Raw genomic sequence first — 21062 nt, 5'->3', positions numbered from 1 at the left:
CGCATGTTTAAAGCATGCGCCATTGGAGTGCACTTAATGCAAGTATTACGTCCTATAACAGCAAATGATTTTGCTGCGTTAAAACAAATTGCTGTTGAATCTGGTCATGGTTTTACCTCGTTACCAGTTGACGACAATTTACTACAAGAAAAAATTGAACGCGCAGAACGCAGTTTTGCAAAAGACATTAATAAACCACAAGACGAAACCTATTTATTTGTTTTAGAAGACAGTAAAACGGGTGATGTTGTCGGCACAACGGCTATCGAAGCTGCTGTAGGAATGTCGGTTCCTTTATATCATTACCACCAAGGTAAAACTGTTCACCATTCACCTACTCTCAATGTATATAACACGGTTGATATTCTGAGTATGTGTAATGACTACACTGGTTGCTCTGAAATTTGTACCTTGTTCTTACGTGAGCAAAACCGCAAAGGTTTAACAGGTCGCTTTTTATCGCGTTCTCGCTTTTTATTTATGGCCCAGCATAGCGAGCGTTTTGCTGACACCATTATCGCAGAAATGCGTGGTGTAAGTGATGAAGATGGCCATTCACCTTTTTGGCAGTGGTTACAAGAACACTTTTTTAGCATTGAGTTCCCACAGGCTGACCATTTAGTCGGTTTAGGCGATAAAGTCTTCATCAGCGAGTTAATGCCGAAGTACCCTATTTATGCCAACTTACTGAGCAAAAAAGCACAAGCTGTGATTGGTAAGGTTCATGAAAAAACCAAGCCTGCGCTTAAACTTTTGGAAAAAGAAGGGTTTGAGCACCGTGGTTATGTCGACCTATTCGATGCAGGGCCAACGGTAGAAGCAAAGCTTGGCAATATTCGCAGTGTCCGTGAGTCACAAGTTTGCCCTATCAGCATTGGTGAACTTGCGCATATCAATGAGCAAAGCTCAGATACATTAGCTATTTGCAACCAAGGCGTGAATGATTTTAGAGCCACATTCACCAAGCATGCTCATTATAACCACGCTAAGCACACATTAATCGTCAGCCAAGAAGTGGCAGATGCACTTAAATTAAAACAAGGGGATGCAGCACGGTTTTTCCGTTTGTAACCACTTAAGGAGTTTAAAATGAGTGTCACAACTCAACTTATCGATAACCAATGGCAAGCAGGCCTTGGTCATGATTTTAGTTCAATCAACCCAAGTAATGGCGAGGTTGTTTGGCAAGGTAAAACAGCCACAGCTGAACAAGTCGCTGATGCAATCAAAGCAGCTCGTAGTGCGCAGTTAGGCTGGGCTGATATGACTCTTGAAGAGCGTATCGTTATTCTTGAAAACTTTGCAGCAGAGCTTAAAGAGCATAGCGAAGAATTTGCAACGATCATTGCCCGCGAAACAGGTAAACCGCTTTGGGAAACACGTACTGAAGTAGGTGCAATGACGGGTAAAATCGCCATTTCAATCAGAGCCTATAACGAGCGTACGGGTACCACAGAAAACCCAATGCCTGGCGCTAAAGCATTTATTCGTCATAAGCCACATGGTGTTGTTGCAGTGTTTGGCCCTTATAACTTCCCGGGTCACTTACCAAATGGCCATATTGTGCCAGCTATTTTAGCGGGTAATACCGTTGTATTTAAGCCATCAGAACTAACACCACATGTTGCTGAATTCACCTTAAAACTTTGGCTTAAAGCAGGCTTACCAGCCGGTGTCATCAACCTTGTGCAAGGTGAAGTAGACACAGGTATTGCACTTGCCTCTCATCAAGATATTGATGGCTTATTCTTTACGGGTAGCTCAAATACAGGTCACCTATTACATAAGCAATTTGCAGGTCACCCAGGTAAAATTTTAGCGCTGGAAATGGGGGGTAATAACCCACTGATCGTAAAAGATGTCGCAGATGTAAGTGCCGCTGTTCACGACATTATCCAGTCTGGTTTCATTACTTCTGGCCAACGTTGTACCTGTTCTCGTCGTTTATTTATCGAGAACTCGGCAAATGGTGATGCAATTTTAGAAAAAATAATTGCTGCAACAAAACAAATTAAAGTCGCCGACAGCTTTAGCGAAGATCAACCATTTATGGGTGCAATGATCAGCGAAAAAGCAGCACTAGGTATGGTTGCAGCTCAGCAGCAGTTGCTTGATATGGGAGCAACCTCTCTTGTCGAACTTAAGCATCTTGAGCCGGGCACTGGTTTTGTAAGCCCTGGTATTATTGATGTAACGGCTGTTAAAGATATGCCTGATGAAGAGCACTTTGGTCCTCTTATCAAAGTTTATCGCTACACAGATTTCGATAGCGCGATTAATGAAGCAAATAACACCTCATTTGGTTTATCTGCTGGTTTATTAAGTGATGATAGCGATGACTACCAGCATTTCTTAAAACGTATTCGTGCCGGTATTGTTAACTGGAACCGACCAATTACAGGCGCATCTAGCGCTGCACCATTTGGTGGTATTGGTGCCAGTGGTAACCACAGAGCGAGCGCTTATTACGCTGCTGACTACTGTGCATACCCTGTTGCTTCTGTTGAAGCCGAAAAAGTTAACTTACCACAGACCCTTGCGCCGGGCTTAATTATTGAATAATTGTTTGGCGACATCGCCGCCTTAATTGAAGGAATTAAACATGCACACAGATGTAAACGCCCTATTTGAAAACCTATGGGACAACTATTTATCAGTTACGCCATCGGCGGTAAAAGTACATGAGTTACTTGGCTCAACACAAAAAGATGACGTGATTAACGATCACATTGCTTTACGTACTTTTAACCATGAAAAAATCGGTTTAGAAAAACTAGCAGCGCACTTTTTAGCAGTTGGCTACAAAGAATGCGGCGAGTACCACTTCGAAGCGAAAAAACTATACGCAAAGCACTTCGAACACTCAGATCCTAAGCAACCTAAAGTTTTCATTTCTGAATTACTTGTTGAGCAATGTTCAGAAGAGCTGCAAACGATTGTCAACGACATGGTTGCACAGATTGACGAAAACGCTGTTACAGCCGATAATTTCCTGTATTCTGGTACGCACTGGCAAGTAAGTTCAGACACTTACAAAAAACTGCTCGCAGAAAGTGAATATGCAGCATGGATGTCAGCATGGGGTTACCGTGCTAATCACTTTACGGTGAGCATCAATGAGTTGGCTAAATTCGATGATATCGAAAGTGTAAACCAAGCACTTAAAGATGCGGGTTTTGCGCTAAATACATCTGGCGGCGAAATCAAAGGTTCACCAGAGGTATTACTCGAGCAATCTTCAACCCTTGCTGATGACAGCGAAGTTGAATTTAGCGATGGTGTTGTTGCCGTACCAAGTTGTTTTTATGAGTTTGCTTTGCGCTACGAAAAACCAGATGGTGAGCTATACACTGGCTTTGTTGCAGCATCAGCTGACAAAATATTTGAGAGCACCAATGCTCGATAACTAAAAAGAGTTTATGTATGAGGCTAATTGGGTTTATCGTAATTTTATTTACTCTAAACACTGCTACGGCAACAGAAAAGCCTAAGCTAACAATTCTGTCTCATGCATATTTTGCTAATGAATTTGACAAAAATAGTGTCAACCGTCACCTAAATGCTGTAATCAAACCAGCCCTTGCAGATGAATTCGATATAGATGTCGAAATAACAAATCATGCTCGGTTATTAAAACGCTTATCTGGTAACGAAGCTAGTTGCACTTACAATGCCATCAAAACCCAAAATCGATCGAAAGCTATGATATTTTCGACGATACCCACGTACATGCATGTACAGCGTCGTTTATACGCCCTTAAAAGTACCTTAAAGTCAGGTTCGGAGCCTGTTTCTGTTACAGAGCTACTAAAAAGCAAAGCTAGCTTTGGGATTGTTGGCTCAACTAGTTACCGCGAACTTGATAGCATTTTCGCTGATAAAAAATTCAATGTCGCAACGATTTACGGTGAAAATGCTTTTTTGCAATTAAGCCGCCTACTTTTCAGCAAACGTATTGATTACATCGTTGCATACAAACAAACACTTGATGTACACATTCCAGCTCATGAATTAAACCAACTCACATCAAGACGTATTGCTGAATACCCAGAATTTATAAATGGCTTTTTTACATGTAGTAAAAACACAGAAGGTTATCGAGCTATGTCGCTTATAAATGATTATATGCAAAAGGTAGAAATGGCTGCTTATATCAAAGAACTCCACCAGCAAATGAACGATCCTAGCGACGCAGAAGTAATGCTTAAAATTTACACAAACGAATATGGAATACTCTTTCAAAACGACTAAGCAGCCTCTAACTTTTGCATAAAAATAACTCAAAATATTATCAAAAAACACTTGCGCAAATAAAAACGCAAATTTATCATCTCGCCGCTTCTTGATGATAGCCAATCCGAGTACATTACAAACCCTGTTTGTAGCAAGGCGATAGAGCAACTATCCAAGAGTGTATTTGATTGCACAGATCAAACTGTGCGCTTAATAACACTCAACTGACTCGGACTTCCATTTTTTTCCGAGCAGTTGCTTAATTGCCGGAGAGTAAAATGGCTATTTCAACACTTACACAAGACCTAACAATCAAAGTACCTGCAGCGTCGGTTGCTGCAAACGAACCAGTAGCACAACCTTCAAACCAATTTATTGAGCAGCTTGTTCAGCAACATGGCGCGCCATTAATGGTGCTTGATTGTGAATCTGTTCGTCATCAATACCGTGCATTAAGCCGTGCTTTGCCTGGCGTTGTTTTACACTTTGCATTGAAGCCACTTCCTCATCCTGCGGTTGTTCGTACGCTTTTAGAAGAAGGCGCCAGCTTTGATTTAGCAACCAGCGGTGAAGTTGACTTAGTCGCCAGCCAAGGCGTACCAAGTGATCGTACTATTCACACGCACCCAATCAAACGTGATCGTGATATTTGTGATGCACTTGATTACGGTTGTAATGTGTTTGTGGTTGATAACATCAACGAATTAGAAAAGTTCATTGCATACAAAGACCAGGTTGAGTTACTTGTTCGCTTAAGTTTTCGTAATGCGGAAGCATTCGCTGATTTATCGAAAAAATTTGGTTGTAGCCCAGCAATGGCTATTGAAATCATTAGCTACGCGCAACAATTAGGTATTCGTATTAAAGGGTTGTCGTTCCATGTTGGCTCGCAAACAGCAAGCCCAGCTAAATATGTCACTGCCATTGCTGCATGTAATCAAGTGATTAACGACGTAGCCGCATTAGGCTTACCTGCGCTTAGTACGCTTGATATTGGCGGTGGCTTCCCTGTGCCTTACCATAAAGACGTGCTGCCAATTGAGGAATTTTGTGCGCCTATTAATGATGCCTTAGCACAGTTACCAGAGACAGTTCGCGTAATTGCTGAACCAGGTCGCTTTATTGTAGCCAGTGCGGTTACCAGTGTTGCATCGGTCATGGGTCAAGCAGTGCGTGATGGTAAGCCTTGGTACTATTTAGATGATGGTATTTATGGATCATTCAGTGGTTTATTGTTCGATGAAGCCTCATACCCTATCGACTCGTTTAAACAATCAAACGAACGTGTTGAGTCCGTGTTAGCAAATTACGACTTGCGATAGCATCGACGTAGTAAGTGAATCAATCATGCTACCAAAATTAAACAATGGCGATTTAATCATCAGCCGTATGATGGGTGCTTACACATTAGCAACTGCAACAGATTTTAACTTCTTCAAACGTGCAGAAGTTATCGTACTGAATGATGTAGTGCAGGTTGACGCACTCACCGGTTAATCGTTTCCTCGACTAAAAGCATGTAAGGCAACATGCTTTAACTCTTAAAATGCAGCTGCTCATTCCAGCTGCATTTTTTTTGCTTAAAGAAACAGTGGTTTGTAGTCGTTTTCTAATTGTTCAAACGACAAGTTACCAATAAAACGGCCAAAGCTTAGCCACGTTGCTAGACCTCGTAAGTCTTTAAAGTGTGGTGGTATAAATTTAGGGTCTTCAATCACACCTAAATCATGTAATTGCGATATCAGCCTGAAATCATCAATTGAGATTTTACCGACTAATAATAAGTGCAATTGATCAATTCGGCCTAATTGAATGGCAACCCGAATAAGGTTATACACCAACACGAAACCTTTAATGTAGGCGATATCTTTGGTAAAAGGTAAGCCTGTTGCTGTGCTGCCCCTAAACACCCGTTGAGTAAGTGTATAGCTTTCCTCTTTACTCAACCCTTGCGCTACATAATCACGATAAATATCAACAAATTCTGCGCCATCAATGACTTTAGTAATACCTTGAATACGGTTCACTAATTTTGCTAAACGTCGTGGCGTTGACTTTAAGGTAATAATTTCGGTCAAGACAGCAAGACCTTCTTGGGTGACCGTAGAGCTCGGAGTGCCTTTACTTAAGCAAGTTAAATATGGCTGTGCAAGACCATTTTGCGTGGTCCCAACATGGATCCAGCCTTCATGCACCTCAAGAATATCTAGCTCTCTTTGAGAAAATTTAACATCTTGATTAAGTTTAATATTATTTGCACCTGCCGCAGCATCACTCACAATACCATCACTCAGAATAACCTCAACATCAATGCCTGGCATCGTTTGAGCTACTTGTGATGCTAAAATTTTTACTGCATCTTCTGCATCAATGTTTTTTGGATCATCAGGCAAGATATCAGCATCAAGCATACTTTTTAGTGGCTGCTCAAGCATGGTTGCAAGTTCAGAAAGTGAAGGCTCTCCAGCATGGAATAAATCTTTTGGATGACCAAATAACTCAACAGACAAATCATGAAATTCAGGAGTACCACGATATTCAATCATACTGAGTACGGTTTTATATTCAGTACACATCTTGCTCATATATTGCGCAATTGGGTTTAATTGCCCTAGCTGGCTGATGATATCGCGATTTAAATCAGAAAACGCACGACGTAACTCACTTGGTACAAAACCAAGGTCACGCTGTTGGTAATAGGCTTGATCAACCGTTGGGTTCTTTTGGCACTTGTGCTTGAAAAACTCTTCTTTTATTTGTTTATCCCAGTTGATCGCATCAAGAATACGAATGGGTGTTTGCAGTGCGATTAATCGGTCAGATAACTCGCGGGTTTTTGCTAATAATGCCTTATCTATCATGCTCTAGGCTCACTGTGTAATGAGCCTTGAGCATAGGCTAAATTTGCATAATTACAAAGCAAAATTACGCTGTTTTAATTAAAATTTAGCTTTTTTAGAGACTAATTTTCCGTCGTTGTAGAGAAGTAAACTGGGTACCGAATTAATGCCATTTTCAATAAATAAATCATTACCATAATCGATTGAAACTGGCATGGTTGCAGAGAATTTATCAACATACTCTTGCACTGCGCTTTGGTCAGTCCATAACTGACTCACTTTAACCTCGACATCAACTCCTTGCTCTGCAAGTTTATTAGCATGTTGCTGCGCTAATACACACTGCTTTGCCATTGCAGGGCGAGTGTCGGCTAAGTACCAGTCGCACCATGTTGCGGTGAATAGCACGGCTTTTTTGCCTTGTTTCGGAATAACCAAAGGAGTGGCTTGGCCTTGCTTTTCGTTTAATAAGCGCGCTTCATCAACTTTGCCATTGTGTGATAACAAACGTAATGTGTTATCAAGCGGTTTATCAGCTTCGTGGCCTTGAAAAATCACCTTTTTATCACTATCAATCAATACATGAAAAGGGGTGCCCATAAATTCATAATGTTTAGCAACTTGCCCTGTGTGATCAGTAAAAATTGGCATAGTAAGTGAAAAACGCTCTTTAACCTTAGCAACAGCGTCTGCATCATCATTGAGATCAATATTAATAGCCACAAATTGAATTTTATCGCCATATTGCTCATATGCATGCTGAAAATGTGGCATTTGCTCCATACATGGCTTGCACCAAGTCGCCCAAAACTTTAAGTAAACGGGTTTCTTGCCTAAGTAACTGTTAAGCTTAACTATTTGCCCTGCTTCATTTTCTAGCACCAATGGTGCTGTATTCGCTGATATGCTTTTGCTTACAAGTAACAAGCCTGCTAGTAGTATCAGGGGTATAAACTTATATTTCATTGTGCGTCCCTCAAATAAAATCTATCTTAAGTTTAAGGTAAGAGAAAATATTGTAAATTTTCGACATCTGCTATCTAAATGTGATTTTAGTGATTTATCGCAAAGTAAGGTTTTAAAATTCACAACTCGTTTAATGCCTACATAAAATAACACTAAACTTTTTATAGGTTTGAAACGTATTACACAAAAAAAGGAGTCATTATGAAAAATGAGCTAGACGGTAAATTGATCCTCTCAGTGTATGAAAAAATCATTCAACACGGTGAAGATCATGAAGGTGGAAAGCTATATGAGGGTATTTGCGCTTTTTCGGATATCGATGGTTATACGGTCTATCTAAAAGGCAGTGGCGTGTTACTGCGCTTTGGTTTTCACAATACTTATCACCTTGACTATCAACATGAAAAGAACAAAGAGGACTTTTTAAAGAAAGTGCTTTATATCGCTGATAAGGAACTGTAAAGAAGTAATGAAACGACGGGTAAAAGCTGAGTCAAAGCAACAGCAGGCGTTTATTAACCAAGTTATTAATGAGCTAAAATCTAACCCAGATAAGTTAGATATCATTCGCGAAAATCTTAGTTACTATCGTGAACAACAGTTCCTCAAGCGTGGCTTTTTGCTTGCTATTGAGCGTTTTGATTGGGTATTTGAAGCAAGTAACGATGTAGAGCAAATCTGTGCGCAAATTCTAGCCGATGATTACATTGGCAAACGTTTGCGCCGCTATCCCTTGTTGTACAAGGGCATTTTGGAACGTACCTATTAGTTCTCCCACCGCTAAAACATGATCTGTCCGGTAAAAAATGCTAGGTTAGCGCCATTTTGAAATAACGAGAACTGGACATGTCAAAAACTATAAACTCTCACAACACCCATGAAGGTGGCAATAATGGGTTGTTTAACCGATTTTTAGCAACCGTTGAATTTTTGGGTAATATGCTCCCCCACCCTATCACTTTATTTGCAATGTTCTGCGTTGCTATTATCGTTTTTAGCGGCATTGCCGATTGGTATGGTTTAAGCGCTATCGACCCACGCCCTGAAGGCGCTGCTGGTCGAGACCCAGATGGTGTTATTGAAGTTGTCAGCCTACTTAGTGCCGAAGGTTGCAGCGTATCGTTACTGGCCTTGTTACGAACTTCACCAGCTTTGCACCACTTGGTACGGTATTAGTCGCTTTATTAGGTGTAAGTGTTGCAGAACACTCAGGTTTACTCTCTGCTGCTATGCGCGGCATGGTAATGGGCCCATCTAAGCGTTTAGTTACTTTTATGGTGGTGTTTGCTGCGATTTTATCAAATACGGCGTCTGAGCTTGGTTACGTCGTACTTATTCCATTAGCAGCCATGATATTCCACAGCCTTGGTCGTCACCCTCTTGCCGGTCTTGCTGCGGCATTTGCCGGTGTTTCTGGTGGTTACAGTGCCAATTTATTACTCGGTACCATTGACCCGCTACTTGCTGGTATCACCACGCCAGCAGCACAAATGATTGATCCAAATTATCAAGTTGGCGCTGAAGCAAACTGGTATTTCATGATGATTTCGGTATTTTTAATTGCCATTTTAGGTACGTTTGTTACCGAGAAAATCGTTGAGCCGCGCCTTGGTAAGTACAACCCTGATGAAGCAAGCAACGATTTGCCTAAAAATGATATTGCCGGTTTAACCGATAAAGAAAAGTCAGGACTAAAATGGGCGGGTGTGTCACTGTTAGTGGTGTCACTATTACTTGCTTGGACAATTGTTCCTGAAGACGGCATTTTACGTAATCCAGAAACAGGCCTTGTGGCACATTCACCATTTTTAAAAGGCATTGTGGTGTTTATCTTTGTGACTTTTGGTATTCCGGGTTTTGTTTACGGCCGCGTTGTTGGCACCATGAAAAACGATAAAGATGTCATCGATGCCATGAGTAAAAGTATGAGCTCGATGGGTATGTACATTGTGCTGGTTTTCTTTGCAGCACAGTTCGTTGCCTTCTTTAAGTGGACCAACCTAGGCACAATTTTAGCCATTAACGGTGCTGCTCTTTTACAAGCATTAAACCTAACTGGCCCTGAAGTATTTGTGCTATTCATTTTAATGTGTGCATTAGTAAACTTAAGCTTAGGTTCTTCATCTGCACAATGGGCTGTAACGGCCCCCATCTTTGTGCCAATGTTAATGCTAATCGGCTATGCGCCTGAGACTATTCAAGCAGCGTATCGAATTGGTGACTCGGTTACTAACCTTATCACCCCGATGATGAGTTACTTTGGTTTGATACTGGCTGTTGCAACTAAGTATAAGAAAGACATGGGTATTGGTACATTGGTTGCGACCATGCTTCCTTACAGCATGATCTTCTTTGTTGGTTGGGTCGCGTTATTCTACTTATGGGTATTTGTTCTGGGTTTCCCAGTTGGTCCTGAATCACCGATTTACTATCAGCCTTAAAGCGCTTCTTAAAGGTGTAAAAAAGCCAAGCTTTGAAGCTTGGCTTTTTAATGTTTATCGATATGTTCGATAATAGCTGCGTCTTATCATTGTCAATGCGAATAATAACAAGATTAAGCTCATTGGCAGCGTACCACCGCCACTGGTTTTATGTTCTACACTCACCTGCTTATACGCTTTAACAACCACATTAAATTGTCCTTGTGTTGTTCCGCCATCACCATCTGAGATAACAAAGGTGACTGTGTCAGTACCTTCAAAACCTGCATTTGGAGTATAGGTAATCGTCCCATCATCGTTAATGACCACACTGCCATTCTCTGCTGTGGCTGAAATTATAGTGAAGTCATTATTATCTTCATCTGTCACATTTGCCAAAATATCAATCGTGACTGGACTTTGATCATCGGTGCTAACATCAATGATGGCATCTATCATCGGCGCTTCATTGGATACGACGTCAACTATCACTGTCGCAAAATCAGCCCCTCCCTGACTATCTGAAATGCTATAACTAATCGTTGCAATTCCTAGGTGCTCTGCTTGCGGGACAAAATAAAGTAAATTATTAACAATACTTACTTCACCAATGTCTACTGCTGCGGATGTCAGAATTAACGAATCATCATTCGCATCTGTGTCATTCGAGAGTACATCAAGGTATGTACTAATGTTGCGTTTAACCCTAACCATATCATCTTCAGCAACCGGTTGAGTATTTGTACTCATTGTACTGGCAATACCACTTGGATCTTCGATGATACGATTTACTTTTCCGTCGGCGTCATTTGGGCCACCGTCTTCAATAGTAAGTTGAACACACCAATGTCCTTCAGTTAATCCTTGGGTATACTGAGCATCATGTGGTGGTGGACAGAAACCTTCTGCACCAGGTGCTGATGCAATGCTATTGCGACTATCTACGACAAACTCAGTCCATCCGGTATGCATTAGCTTACGATATACAGCATTGCTCGGAATGGGTGCAAACTGAGCTATAACAATGCCGACTGACTGACCCGCTACGGGGATTTGGCTAACGTTAAAGTCAAAGACTCCGCTAGCATAATCAAATCCAGCATCTGCTGTGGCACCTGAACCATAATTCCCGTAATGCATTACTTCTTGCTCTGACACTCCGGTATTGGTGCCATGTGCTACAAACGCTACATGACCTAGGCTAAGTTGCAAACCTGGCTCGGTTTCCATTAAGAAAAATTCACTTTCGTTCAGTTTTTCTTGTACAACGTTGAGCGCTAACGAATCAGCATCTAAATAATCAGGTATGCCATCATTATCAGCATCCCCGTAACCTTCTTCATTATCAGGAATACCATCAAAGTCAGTATCTTCAGAAGATAATTGAGGCATTGAGTCAACAATAGTCAGTTCTAATAGTGAAGATCCCGCTTGTTGTCCGTCAAACACGCCGACTTCAAATTGATACGTCCCTAGCTCAAGAAGTTGTGGATCAAAAGTAAAACTCTCTTCAACACTGTCAGTATCGACAATGGCACTATCAGACGTTAACCAACCATATATGTGTGTATCGGTTAGGTTTGCATCCGTTACTAGTGTCGTTAACGTTACATCACCACCTTGTCTATTTATGATTCGCGTCACTATCCCTTGCTGATTTGCAAAGACCTCAATGCTTGGCGCAACATTCCCTTCTTCGATGGTAAGAGTATGCTCACCTAATGGACCGACAACAGCATTCTCAGGCGTTGAAAACTGAAGAACCAGTGTTTCAGACTTCTCATCAATGTCATCAGATGACACGTTAACAATCAGACTCGCTTCACGTTGCCCTTTTTCAAATCTAAATTCACCTTCAACTAGGTCATGGTCTGCACCCTCTAGCGCATCTCCAGATACTGTATATGGCACAACCACTGGGTAGTTAACGGCATCACCATTGAGAATTGCTTTAATAGAAACGGTCGTCCCCTCAGTTGCAGTTTGATTTTTACTAAAGTTAACCTGAGGAATAACATTGATTAACTGCGTTGCAGAAACTTGATCATCGCCTTCCCCGGCGCTCCAAATCACAGTGTGAGTCCCCGGTGCAAAGAAACCTTTTGAGCTTGCGGTGACACGAACTGGGTTACCCAGTGCATCCTTCGCAATAGCAGTGCCCATATTCACTTTGGTGAAAAGACCTTTAGATGCAATTGTTTTGTCTTCTGGTGCTGTAATCGTAATTTCAGCTGCCGTAGACACAACAGATACCACCAATGTGACTTCAACCACTTCACCATTTGAATCTTTAATTTGATAAGTAATTACAACATCAGCATTCAAGCCAACTGGGGCTAAGTACTCTAGTTTGTTATCGACAATGCGGATCGTGCCAGCACTCACGGTTGCCTTAACAAGAGTAAGTTCATCACCGTCAACATCAATATCGTTTGCGAGCACATCAAGCACCACATACTCATTTAAATCCGCATTGACGGTAAAGTTATCTGGCATAGACACTGGCGCATCATTGATTGCGTTAACGACAATAGTCACTGTCGCAATATTAGAGTTCAGCATGCCATCCGATACGGTGTAACTGAAACTATCAGTACCATTGAAGTCAGCGTTTGGTTGATACACCAGATGGTTTGCATCCATTATCAATGTACCATTACTCACAGGTGTCACAAGATTAAGCGTAAGCTCATCACCGTTTTCGTCAAAATAGTTTAGCGAAAAGGTAATGCTTTCATCTTCATCCATGCTGAACTGTTCGTCATGGGTAACCGGTGCAACATTCGCGATAATGACAACACTGGTTGCATCTGAGGTAAAGGTTTCTGTATTACCATGGCCATCAACATAGGTTACGACAACTGTGATTGTCGCGCCAATATCAGCTTCGGTTAGCATGTACTCTGCAAGCGTTGCACCAGTAATGATTTCGCCGTTACGCATCCATTGGTAGGTAAACTCACCTACGCCATCTGGGTCTTCGATTGTCGACTCAACAGCTAAGGTTTCACCTTCTTTTGCTTCACCAGTAATACTGATCCCGCCCGTGGCTTCATCGTTAACATCGGCCACTGTGATAGCAAAGGTTTGAGTATCGGTTAATCCTCCTGCATCAGTGGCAACTAAGTTGATAGTATGAGTACCTACATCATCATTACTCGGCGTACCGCTTAGCTCGCCTGTTGTAGGATCAAAATCAAGCCAACTTGGCAGCTCTAGCGCACTTAATTTATAGCTATCTGCACTGTCTATATCTTTAACAGTAACAACATAGCTATACGCTTCATCTTGTGTAGCCGACGTGACTGGGTGAGATTCAATAACAGGCGCATCATTGACTGCTAACACGGTGATAGTCACTGAGGCTGTATTTGACTGTGCACCTTCATTATCAAGTACAGAGTAAGTAAATGAATCAAAGCCCACATAATTGCTAATAGGCGTATAAGTAACTGTACCATCTACATTATTGGTAATATGACCAAATGCAGGGTTTGTTACAATATTCACTGAATCCTCATCAAGGTGACCATCAATGTCTGAATCATTCTGCGTCACATCAATAATCACGCTCTCATCTTCATTGGTCTGGATCACATCATTATTTGCCAATGGTGCATCGTTAACAGCTGTCACCGTAATGAACACCTCTGCATGGTTTGACCAAAGGCCTAAATCGTCTTTAACACGATAAGTAAATGTGTCTGCTCCATAACTATTACTATCTGGTGTGTAACTGAGCACGCCATTGTTCACTTGTACATTACCGTGTTCAGGCTGTGTAACAACTTCTAGACTCGTCTTATCAAGGGTGCCATCAACATCGCTGTCGTTACCTAACACATTGATATTATGAGATGTGTCTTCAAGTAATACGGCGGTGTCATTTTGTGCAACTGGCGCATCATTCACACTATTTACCGTTAAAGTGACTGTCGCAATATTTGACATTAAAGACTGATCATCTTTGACACTATATTCAAAGCTATCAGTACCAAAGAAATCTGAATGTGGTGTAAAGCGGATTGTGCTTAACTCTTTATTGACAGTTAGCTCGCCATGCTTAGGAGCTTGCGTTATCGTCACATTCCCTATAAGCAACTCACTATCAACATCAATATCGTTGTCAAGAATAGACAACTCAATTGATGTATCTTCATCAAGTACACCTAAATCATTGGTCGCCACTGGTGCATCATTAACTTCACCGGTAGTCACTAAAACACGTGCAATATTTGACACTGCACCTGCTTTATCTGCAATACGATACGTAAATGTATCGCTACCATTAAAGTTAGACGCAGGCGTGTAAACAATGCGATCGTTTTGAACATTTGCTTGACCATTTTCAGGTGCAGAAACGACTACTAAGCTTGATAAGTCGAGTGAGTCTCCTTCGTCAATATCAGCATCGTTTAGTGCAACATCAATTTCAATGGCCATGTCTTCTTCGGTCATCGCGCTATCGCTATTTGCAAGAGGCGCGTCATTAACAGGATTAATAGTAATGGTCACTGTCGCCACATCTGAACGGTCATGCTCTATGTCATCGACTGTATAGCTAAATGTATCGGTCCCGTTAATATTCTCATTCGGCGTATAAGTGATCACACCATTTGCCGTATTCAAGCTAGTTTGACCTTGTGTTGGCGTTGTAACAATCATCACGCTTGCTGGGTTTAGCTTACTATCGACATCACTGTCATTGGCAAGAATATTAATAGCAACGCTGTTATCTTCATCAACACTGGCGATGTCATTTTGCACATCAGGTACGTCATTCACGTTCTCAACCGTAATAGTGAAAGTTTGCTCAATCGTTGCATTGGCACTGTCAGTGACGGTTAGCGTCACAGAGTGCACACCGACATCATCATTGCTAGGCGTACCAGTAAGCACACCTGTTGAACGGTTAAACACCAACCAGTCAGGGTAGTTTGTTGCTCCATACATCAAGGTGTCATCTTTATCGACATCGCTTGCGTTCAAGGTATAGATATAACGATTATCCTCCGTTGCCACTGTAATTGGCGTTGAAGAAATCACCGGCTCGTCATTCACGTTTACAACCGAGATAGTGAATGATTGAGTATCAAGTGCATTAGCACCGTCTTTGACGCTCAAAGTAACAGCATGCTCACCCACATCATCATTGCTTGGTGTTCCAGAAAGTACGCCCGTTGATGGGTTGATCGTCAACCAATTAGGGAGCTTCGTTGCCGCATACGTGAGCGTATCACCTTTGTCAGCATCCTTTGCCGTTAACGTGTAACTATAAAAACTGTCTTCGGTTGCCGATGTGATTGGCACAGAAGAAATTTCCGGCGCGTCATTCACATTTTCAACCGTGATAGAGAATGATTGCGTAACAGATGCGCCAGCACTGTCAGTAACAGTTAAAGCAATGGCATATGTACCAATGGTATGCTTATTTGGGGTACCATACAGTTCGCCCGTAGACCTTGTAAAGCCTAACCATCCAGGGATCTTCGTTGCTGTATAGGTCAACGTATCGCCTTTATCGATATCGCTCGCAACAAGGGTGTAGCTGTATGGCTGGTCTTGTGTTGCTGCTCTAATCGGCGTGGAAGAAATCACAGGCTTGTCATTCACGTTTTCAACCGAAATCGTGAATGATTGAATGTCACTTGCATTTGCCTGATCGGTCACTGATATAGTCACCGTATGATCACCTACATCATCATTAGTCGGTGTACCCGCCAGCAGACCGGATGGGTTTAGCGATAACCAACTTGGTAATTGGGTCGCTCTGTATGTAAATGTATCGTCTTTATCAGCATCAGATACTGTTAGTTGATACGAATAAAGCGTATCTTCTGTTGCTTGAGTCACCGCAATTGATGAAATACTCGGCGCGTCATTTACACCAATCACCGTAATCGTGCCATTCACTGGCGTTATACTATTGCTGCCATCAGTTAAGTTAAATGTAATACCCAGTGAGCCAGAAAAATTAGCCGCTGGTTTAAATGATAAATTTGCAAGTGTAGTGGTGACATCCGCGAGCGAGCCACTGACTGTTAGTGTCGCATTGTCATTATTATAATTAACGACGGCACTACCACTCGCCGCGCCTGCTAGTAAGCCAGATGTGTTATTAGCAAGTGTAATTGTCAGGGTAACATCATCACCCTCTTCATCGGTGATTTGATAATTATCGAATAGTAAGCTCGCGTCACTGTCTTCTGCAACAGAAAGCGCATAACTATCAAATACTGCTCGGCTGGATTTCAAAACCGAAGCCTTATAATCATCAGCAGAATCATTAAAAGAAATGTACAAGCTGTCGTCACTCGCAATCGCGAATCCATACTGATAAGCTTTACCTGATCTTACACCTAGGGGAGATACCGTATGCCAGCTTGTGCCATCAAAACTCGTCACCCTCACCTCAAAGCCCTCAGTTCCATTCTTATAAGTCCTATTCGTATAAGCGACATGAGGTCTATTGTTACTATCAAACTCAATATCGGGTGTATATTTATTTTCTGCAGAAAAACCTCGTTCTCCTACTAAAACCCAATCTGTGCCATCGAATTTTCTTACAAAAATTTCAGACGAATTAGCATTTACAAAGTAAGGCGTATCATTATTTAAAGCAAAGTTAGAGCTATAAACATTTTCAAGGGAATCGACAGGACCAACAGGCACCCAACTATCATTCACAAATTTTTTAACATTGCCAAACCACTTGTCGTTTCTTTTATCAACATATGCAAGGAAAGGTGTGTCACTGTCATCAAATGCAAGTGAGATAAACCTTGCATCACGAGGCGTAACATTCGTCCCACCGACAGTCTGCCAATTTGTACCATCCCACTTTTTAACAATTGCTTTGTTAAAATAACGACTATCTTGATAAGCAACATATAGGTTGTCTGCACTATCAATTGCAATTGATAAATAATTAGTTTCGTTTAAATTGACTGGTCCCCCACCTATGGTTTGCCAACTTCCGTTAATAAACTTTTGAACGACGGCTTTACCACCAAGTGATATATCACTATAGATAATATGCGGGACATTATGACTATCTATCGCCATTTTTAATCCACTAGTAATTCCAGTATGGAAACGTTGAGGTCCTACATATTGCCAAGAATCACCCTCTAATTTAATTCCTGATAATACGTTACGGTTATTGAACTTGTCTGAAAAAACCACATAGGGAATATCATGACTATCTAACTCAAGGCTAACAGAAAAGGCAGCCGCTATAGAAAAACCTGTATTACCCGCAAAATCCCATTTTGGTTTAGTGACCATCACTGGCGCATCATTTGTTAATGAAACAGAAATAGTAAAGTTTTGATTGGTAACTGGCTCAACACCATCTTCCAAGCCATCGGCTAGGTCAAATGTAAAGCTATCAGAGGTAGTCTCTGAGCCATTGTGTTTATAATAAAGGTTTGAATCATCCAACGTTTGCTGGGTAAACGTGCCATTTACAGCAAGCGCTTCGCCTGAGTCTAAGCTGCCGTTATCATTGGCATCAACAAACAAGCTGCCGTTAGTAGGCACTGATTTAAGTGTAAATGTAAGCTCTGCACCTGTGTCATCAGGGTCTGAGGCTGATAAGTCAAGTGTAGAAATTAGTGTCGTAGCACCTTCATCAATTGAGAGGCCTTTATTAACAGAAACTGACGGCGCTTTGTTAGGTGTAACTACGTTATAAGTTAAAGTTACTGGCGAGGCGCTCTCTGTGCCATCAGTCAGTTCGTTAGTGAATGTGAATTCACCAGTGTAGTTACTATCAAGAGTAAAGGTTAAGTTTTCAATCGTTGCCTTTACATCACTAACACTACCAGAAATTGTTAATACACCGCTGTTAGTGTCGTAGTTATAGTTAGCCCCACCGCTTCCATTACCTGAAAAGCTCCCTGCGTTGGTATCCGAAAGTGTAATAGTTAACATCACGTCGTCGCGGTCTTTGTCTGATATTATGAAATCAGCAAACGGATCACCTATTGAGTCTCCTTGATTGATCGTTAGAGATGAGTCTGAAAATGATGTTGTAGCATACTTCATTACAGAATTTGTTGTTCTAGTCGTATTTTTAGAATAAATAACATAAGGAGTGTTTTGGCTGTCAAGGGAAATAGAATTGCCGCGGGTGCTTTCTTCAGCAAAGCCTTCTCTACCAACATACTGCCAAGTGTCATTTTGATAACTTACTACGTTACCCCTACCACCGCTAAAAAATATAAATGGTATGTCATTTGCACCCAATTCAAGGTCAGAATCACCTGCAGAACCATCAGACAAGTTCTCACTAACTAAAGACCAAGTTGTGCCGTCAAACTTATAAAAACCTAGCCCAACAGTTCCATTGCTTGAGGTTCTAGCGCTTACATAAATATTGTCATTACTATCAATTGCTATCGACGGTTTAATTGCTCTTGCATTTGATATACCCGCCTCTCCGACATATTCCCAAGATGAACCATCGAAATACATCACAGAAACACCTGTGGTAGTTTGAGAATACTGACTGAATAAAACGTAAGGAGTATTTGAGCTATCAAAAGCAATTTCAGAATGGGTTACATCAGATTGGGTAAAACCTTGTAAAGCCAACACTTACCCAATTATTACCATCATATTTTTTTACAACAGCTTTATTTCCTAAACTACTGTCGATATAAACAACATGTAAAACGCCATTATGATCAAACGCTAGATTAATGTATGATACATCGCCATTAGTTACAGGTGAACCTACGTCCTTCCAAGATGTTCCATTAAAAGTTCGTACTCTCAAAATTTTATCAGAATCTACTATATCACCGAAAGAAATAAACGGTGTGTTGTTGCTATCAAAAATTAAATCCGGGTACAAAGAAGCAAAATATGAATCTGAAGAATCCATCTCATCACCAATGAACTCCCAATCTGTACCATTGAATTTCATAACACTGCTACCAGTTGGACCTCCTCTTAAAATTACCCAAGGTACATCATTAGTATCGACCCTAATTTTTACATAACTTTTAGCAAAGTTTGATTGAACGAAGCTAGCACTGCCAAGATCCTTCCACTCGCTGAATGAAAAACTAGGCGCTGTATTTTTCTTTATAACTGTTAATTCATCATTCTTTTTGATGTTTCTATCTGACAAAGAAACATAGTTATCATCTAACACAGCGGTACCGCCCTCAACACTTTGAGTAATGACCACTCTGTCATACGGGATACTCGTTTCATCGCTTATTAATTGTCGTAGAGTACCAATACTGTCACTGGGCTCTACATCAAGCGTAAACGTTTTACTAGGAGCGATAATTGTTATTGGCATAGCCAATATCGACATGGGCGCAATAAGTGCGACTAAGTATAAATATTTAATAATTGTTGATAACATGGCATTTTAATCCTGTAGAAACTTCAAGCTGTTTGCTAATTCACGATGAGTGGTTTAGTAAGTAGACTCAGCTATTCCTTGAGATAATTAAAAATGTACGCCCCCTGCATACATTTGGAGTTGATTAGTTAAACTGATACTTAGCGCCAATTGAAAACATTGTCGTTGAGTAATCATCTAACCTAGCTTGGTCGTAACTTAAGAAAAGTAGAGTATTTTCAAATATTGAATAGCTGATTTCACCGCCAAAAGTTACACTATTGCCGCTGCGTTTCGCTTTAAAAACATCTGATGTATTGATTTGGTATTGGTAATCTTGTTGCCAATCAAGGTACCCAAGTTTACCTGTTAGTGATAGGTCATTTGTTAGAGGCCATGATGCTAAAACAACTAGGTGTGGCCCCTTTGCAGATTCAGGGTAAGTTGCTTGCATTACATCATGAAAATTGTCTAAATCAGTCACCTCTCCTGTTAAACGAAAATTTCTATCGCCAAAATCTAAATAACCCAGTTGGACTGAAAATATAGAATCTAGCTGATATCCAAATCCTAGTTGATAACCTACGTCAGCATCTTTCACTGATAAGTTTTCATAATTGACACTCTGTGCAACAAGCTCATTTTTAACAGCGTCTGCCTTAAAATCAGTCGAAGCGTGGCCTATTTGGCCATACAAATACCAATTATTTTCTTTAGCTTGCCCATCTGTACTGAGTAGTGAGCCACCAGAAAAAAGAATCAGTATAAAAGCCCATGAAAAACAACTAGAACTTTTAGTTAAAAAGTATTTATGGTTCAAAATAAAGCACTCTCTTAATCTAATTAAACGGGCACAGAATTGATTTAAATACAATAATATGTAGATTTAAAAGTCAGAATATCAACTCTGCATTTATGTTTTACATTAGATGAAAAGATGAGTGATCCGAATCAGAATCTTCCTAAATTTATGAGCTTGTGAAATTTCCGACAGACATTGTTATTAGTTATTTGGTGATTTTGAATAATTGAAAAAAAATCAATTCTAAATAACTAGTCATAGTTTGAAATAAATGGGCTATTATTATTCATAAAATAATGATTCCCGCTTTATTAATGAAAAATAGCTATAGATTTAAATTTATTTTTTATACCCCTATTATTTTCTGCATCTGCTCAGCGGTTTTTGCAAACCCGACTAAGCCCGAATTCAGATAATAAGTGCACCACTCATGGTTAAAC

At 40.8% G+C, this 21062-nt stretch carries 13 protein-coding genes and 1 pseudogene; 9 read left to right on the top strand and 5 right to left on the bottom strand.

All coding sequences use genetic code 11. From position 1 onward, the window contains the following. Positions 1-36 precede the first annotated feature (36 nt). The 6 genes from astA to ACRWSG_RS20445 all read left to right on the top strand — a co-directional run bounded on the left by astA (position 37) and on the right by ACRWSG_RS20445 (position 5730). Complete coding sequence (gene astA, locus ACRWSG_RS20470; protein WP_462167402.1) at positions 37-1071, top strand: arginine N-succinyltransferase; 1035 nt, start codon at positions 37-39, stop codon at positions 1069-1071. 18 nt (positions 1072-1089) lie between these two features. Continuing rightward, a complete protein-coding gene (astD, locus tag ACRWSG_RS20465; RefSeq protein ID WP_462167401.1) occupies positions 1090-2562 on the top strand; it encodes a succinylglutamate-semialdehyde dehydrogenase in 1473 nt (490 codons plus the stop codon). Positions 2563-2602: 40 nt separating this feature from the next. Further along, a complete protein-coding gene (locus ACRWSG_RS20460; RefSeq protein WP_138599460.1) occupies positions 2603-3406 on the top strand; it encodes a DUF1338 domain-containing protein in 804 nt (267 codons plus the stop codon). Between the two features lie 17 nt (positions 3407-3423). Next, positions 3424-4251: a hypothetical protein gene (locus tag ACRWSG_RS20455; RefSeq protein ID WP_462167400.1), complete on the top strand. Its 828-nt coding sequence runs from the start codon at positions 3424-3426 to the stop codon at positions 4249-4251. 260 nt (positions 4252-4511) lie between these two features. Continuing rightward, positions 4512-5555, top strand: coding sequence for a type III PLP-dependent enzyme (locus ACRWSG_RS20450; RefSeq protein WP_462167399.1), 1044 nt, complete (start codon positions 4512-4514; stop codon positions 5553-5555). 25 nt (positions 5556-5580) lie between these two features. Then, positions 5581-5730 (top strand): hypothetical protein, encoded by a 150-nt coding sequence (locus ACRWSG_RS20445; RefSeq protein ID WP_462167398.1) that lies wholly within the window; start codon positions 5581-5583, stop codon positions 5728-5730. Between the two features lie 83 nt (positions 5731-5813). On the opposite strand, the gene ACRWSG_RS20440 is transcribed toward ACRWSG_RS20445, so the two are convergent. Both ACRWSG_RS20440 and ACRWSG_RS20435 read right to left on the bottom strand, forming a co-directional pair. Further along, positions 5814-7094 carry a flavohemoglobin expression-modulating QEGLA motif protein gene (locus ACRWSG_RS20440; RefSeq protein WP_462167397.1) on the bottom strand — a complete coding sequence of 427 codons (1281 nt, stop codon included), beginning with the start codon at positions 7092-7094 and terminating at the stop codon, positions 5814-5816. Positions 7095-7172: 78 nt separating this feature from the next. Continuing rightward, positions 7173-8039: a TlpA family protein disulfide reductase gene (locus ACRWSG_RS20435; RefSeq protein ID WP_462167396.1), complete on the bottom strand. Its 867-nt coding sequence runs from the start codon at positions 8037-8039 to the stop codon at positions 7173-7175. A gap of 201 nt (positions 8040-8240) precedes the next feature. Between ACRWSG_RS20435 and ACRWSG_RS20430 the strand changes: the two genes are divergently transcribed. From ACRWSG_RS20430 to ACRWSG_RS20420, 3 genes and pseudogenes are all read left to right on the top strand, one after another. Then, positions 8241-8501 (top strand): DUF3081 domain-containing protein, encoded by a 261-nt coding sequence (locus ACRWSG_RS20430; RefSeq protein WP_462167395.1) that lies wholly within the window; start codon positions 8241-8243, stop codon positions 8499-8501. 7 nt (positions 8502-8508) lie between these two features. Next, complete coding sequence (locus tag ACRWSG_RS20425) at positions 8509-8808, top strand: hypothetical protein (RefSeq protein ID WP_054554529.1); 300 nt, start codon at positions 8509-8511, stop codon at positions 8806-8808. A 170-nt stretch (positions 8809-8978) separates the two neighbouring features. Further along, positions 8979-10480: pseudogene (locus tag ACRWSG_RS20420) on the top strand (AbgT family transporter). 54 nt (positions 10481-10534) lie between these two features. Here the strand turns inward: ACRWSG_RS20420 and ACRWSG_RS20415 are convergent. From ACRWSG_RS20415 to ACRWSG_RS20405, 3 genes are all read right to left on the bottom strand, one after another. Continuing rightward, a complete protein-coding gene (locus tag ACRWSG_RS20415; RefSeq protein ID WP_462167394.1) occupies positions 10535-19057 on the bottom strand; it encodes an Ig-like domain-containing protein in 8523 nt (2840 codons plus the stop codon). Then, positions 19029-19841 carry a hypothetical protein gene (locus ACRWSG_RS20410; protein WP_462167393.1) on the bottom strand — a complete coding sequence of 271 codons (813 nt, stop codon included), beginning with the start codon at positions 19839-19841 and terminating at the stop codon, positions 19029-19031. The genes ACRWSG_RS20415 and ACRWSG_RS20410 overlap by 29 nt, the downstream gene beginning before the upstream one ends. A 124-nt stretch (positions 19842-19965) precedes the next feature. After that, positions 19966-20640, bottom strand: a complete 675-nt coding sequence (locus ACRWSG_RS20405; RefSeq protein ID WP_462167392.1) for an outer membrane beta-barrel protein — start codon at positions 20638-20640, stop codon at positions 19966-19968. Positions 20641-21062 lie beyond the last annotated feature (422 nt).

The organism is Pseudoalteromonas sp. GB43, assembly GCF_054923805.1.
Note: the sequence above shows the minus strand (reverse complement) of the source record. Positions and strands in the feature narration are given on the sequence as shown.

What these genes read in the sequence shown, in the direction of transcription:
- ACRWSG_RS20430 (WP_462167395.1), top strand. Translation starts at nt 8,241, where the DNA reads ATGAAAAATGAGCTAGACGGTAAATTGATCCTCTCAGTGTATGAAAAA.
- ACRWSG_RS20460 (WP_138599460.1), top strand. Translation starts at nt 2,603, where the DNA reads ATGCACACAGATGTAAACGCCCTATTTGAAAACCTATGGGACAACTAT.
- astA (WP_462167402.1), top strand. Translation starts at nt 37, where the DNA reads ATGCAAGTATTACGTCCTATAACAGCAAATGATTTTGCTGCGTTAAAA.
- ACRWSG_RS20445 (WP_462167398.1), top strand. Translation starts at nt 5,581, where the DNA reads ATGCTACCAAAATTAAACAATGGCGATTTAATCATCAGCCGTATGATG.
- astD (WP_462167401.1), top strand. Translation starts at nt 1,090, where the DNA reads ATGAGTGTCACAACTCAACTTATCGATAACCAATGGCAAGCAGGCCTT.
- ACRWSG_RS20440 (WP_462167397.1), bottom strand. Translation starts at nt 7,094, where the DNA reads ATGATAGATAAGGCATTATTAGCAAAAACCCGCGAGTTATCTGACCGA.
- ACRWSG_RS20455 (WP_462167400.1), top strand. Translation starts at nt 3,424, where the DNA reads ATGAGGCTAATTGGGTTTATCGTAATTTTATTTACTCTAAACACTGCT.
- ACRWSG_RS20435 (WP_462167396.1), bottom strand. Translation starts at nt 8,039, where the DNA reads ATGAAATATAAGTTTATACCCCTGATACTACTAGCAGGCTTGTTACTT.
- ACRWSG_RS20425 (WP_054554529.1), top strand. Translation starts at nt 8,509, where the DNA reads ATGAAACGACGGGTAAAAGCTGAGTCAAAGCAACAGCAGGCGTTTATT.
- ACRWSG_RS20410 (WP_462167393.1), bottom strand. Translation starts at nt 19,841, where the DNA reads ATGTTATCAACAATTATTAAATATTTATACTTAGTCGCACTTATTGCG.
- ACRWSG_RS20450 (WP_462167399.1), top strand. Translation starts at nt 4,512, where the DNA reads ATGGCTATTTCAACACTTACACAAGACCTAACAATCAAAGTACCTGCA.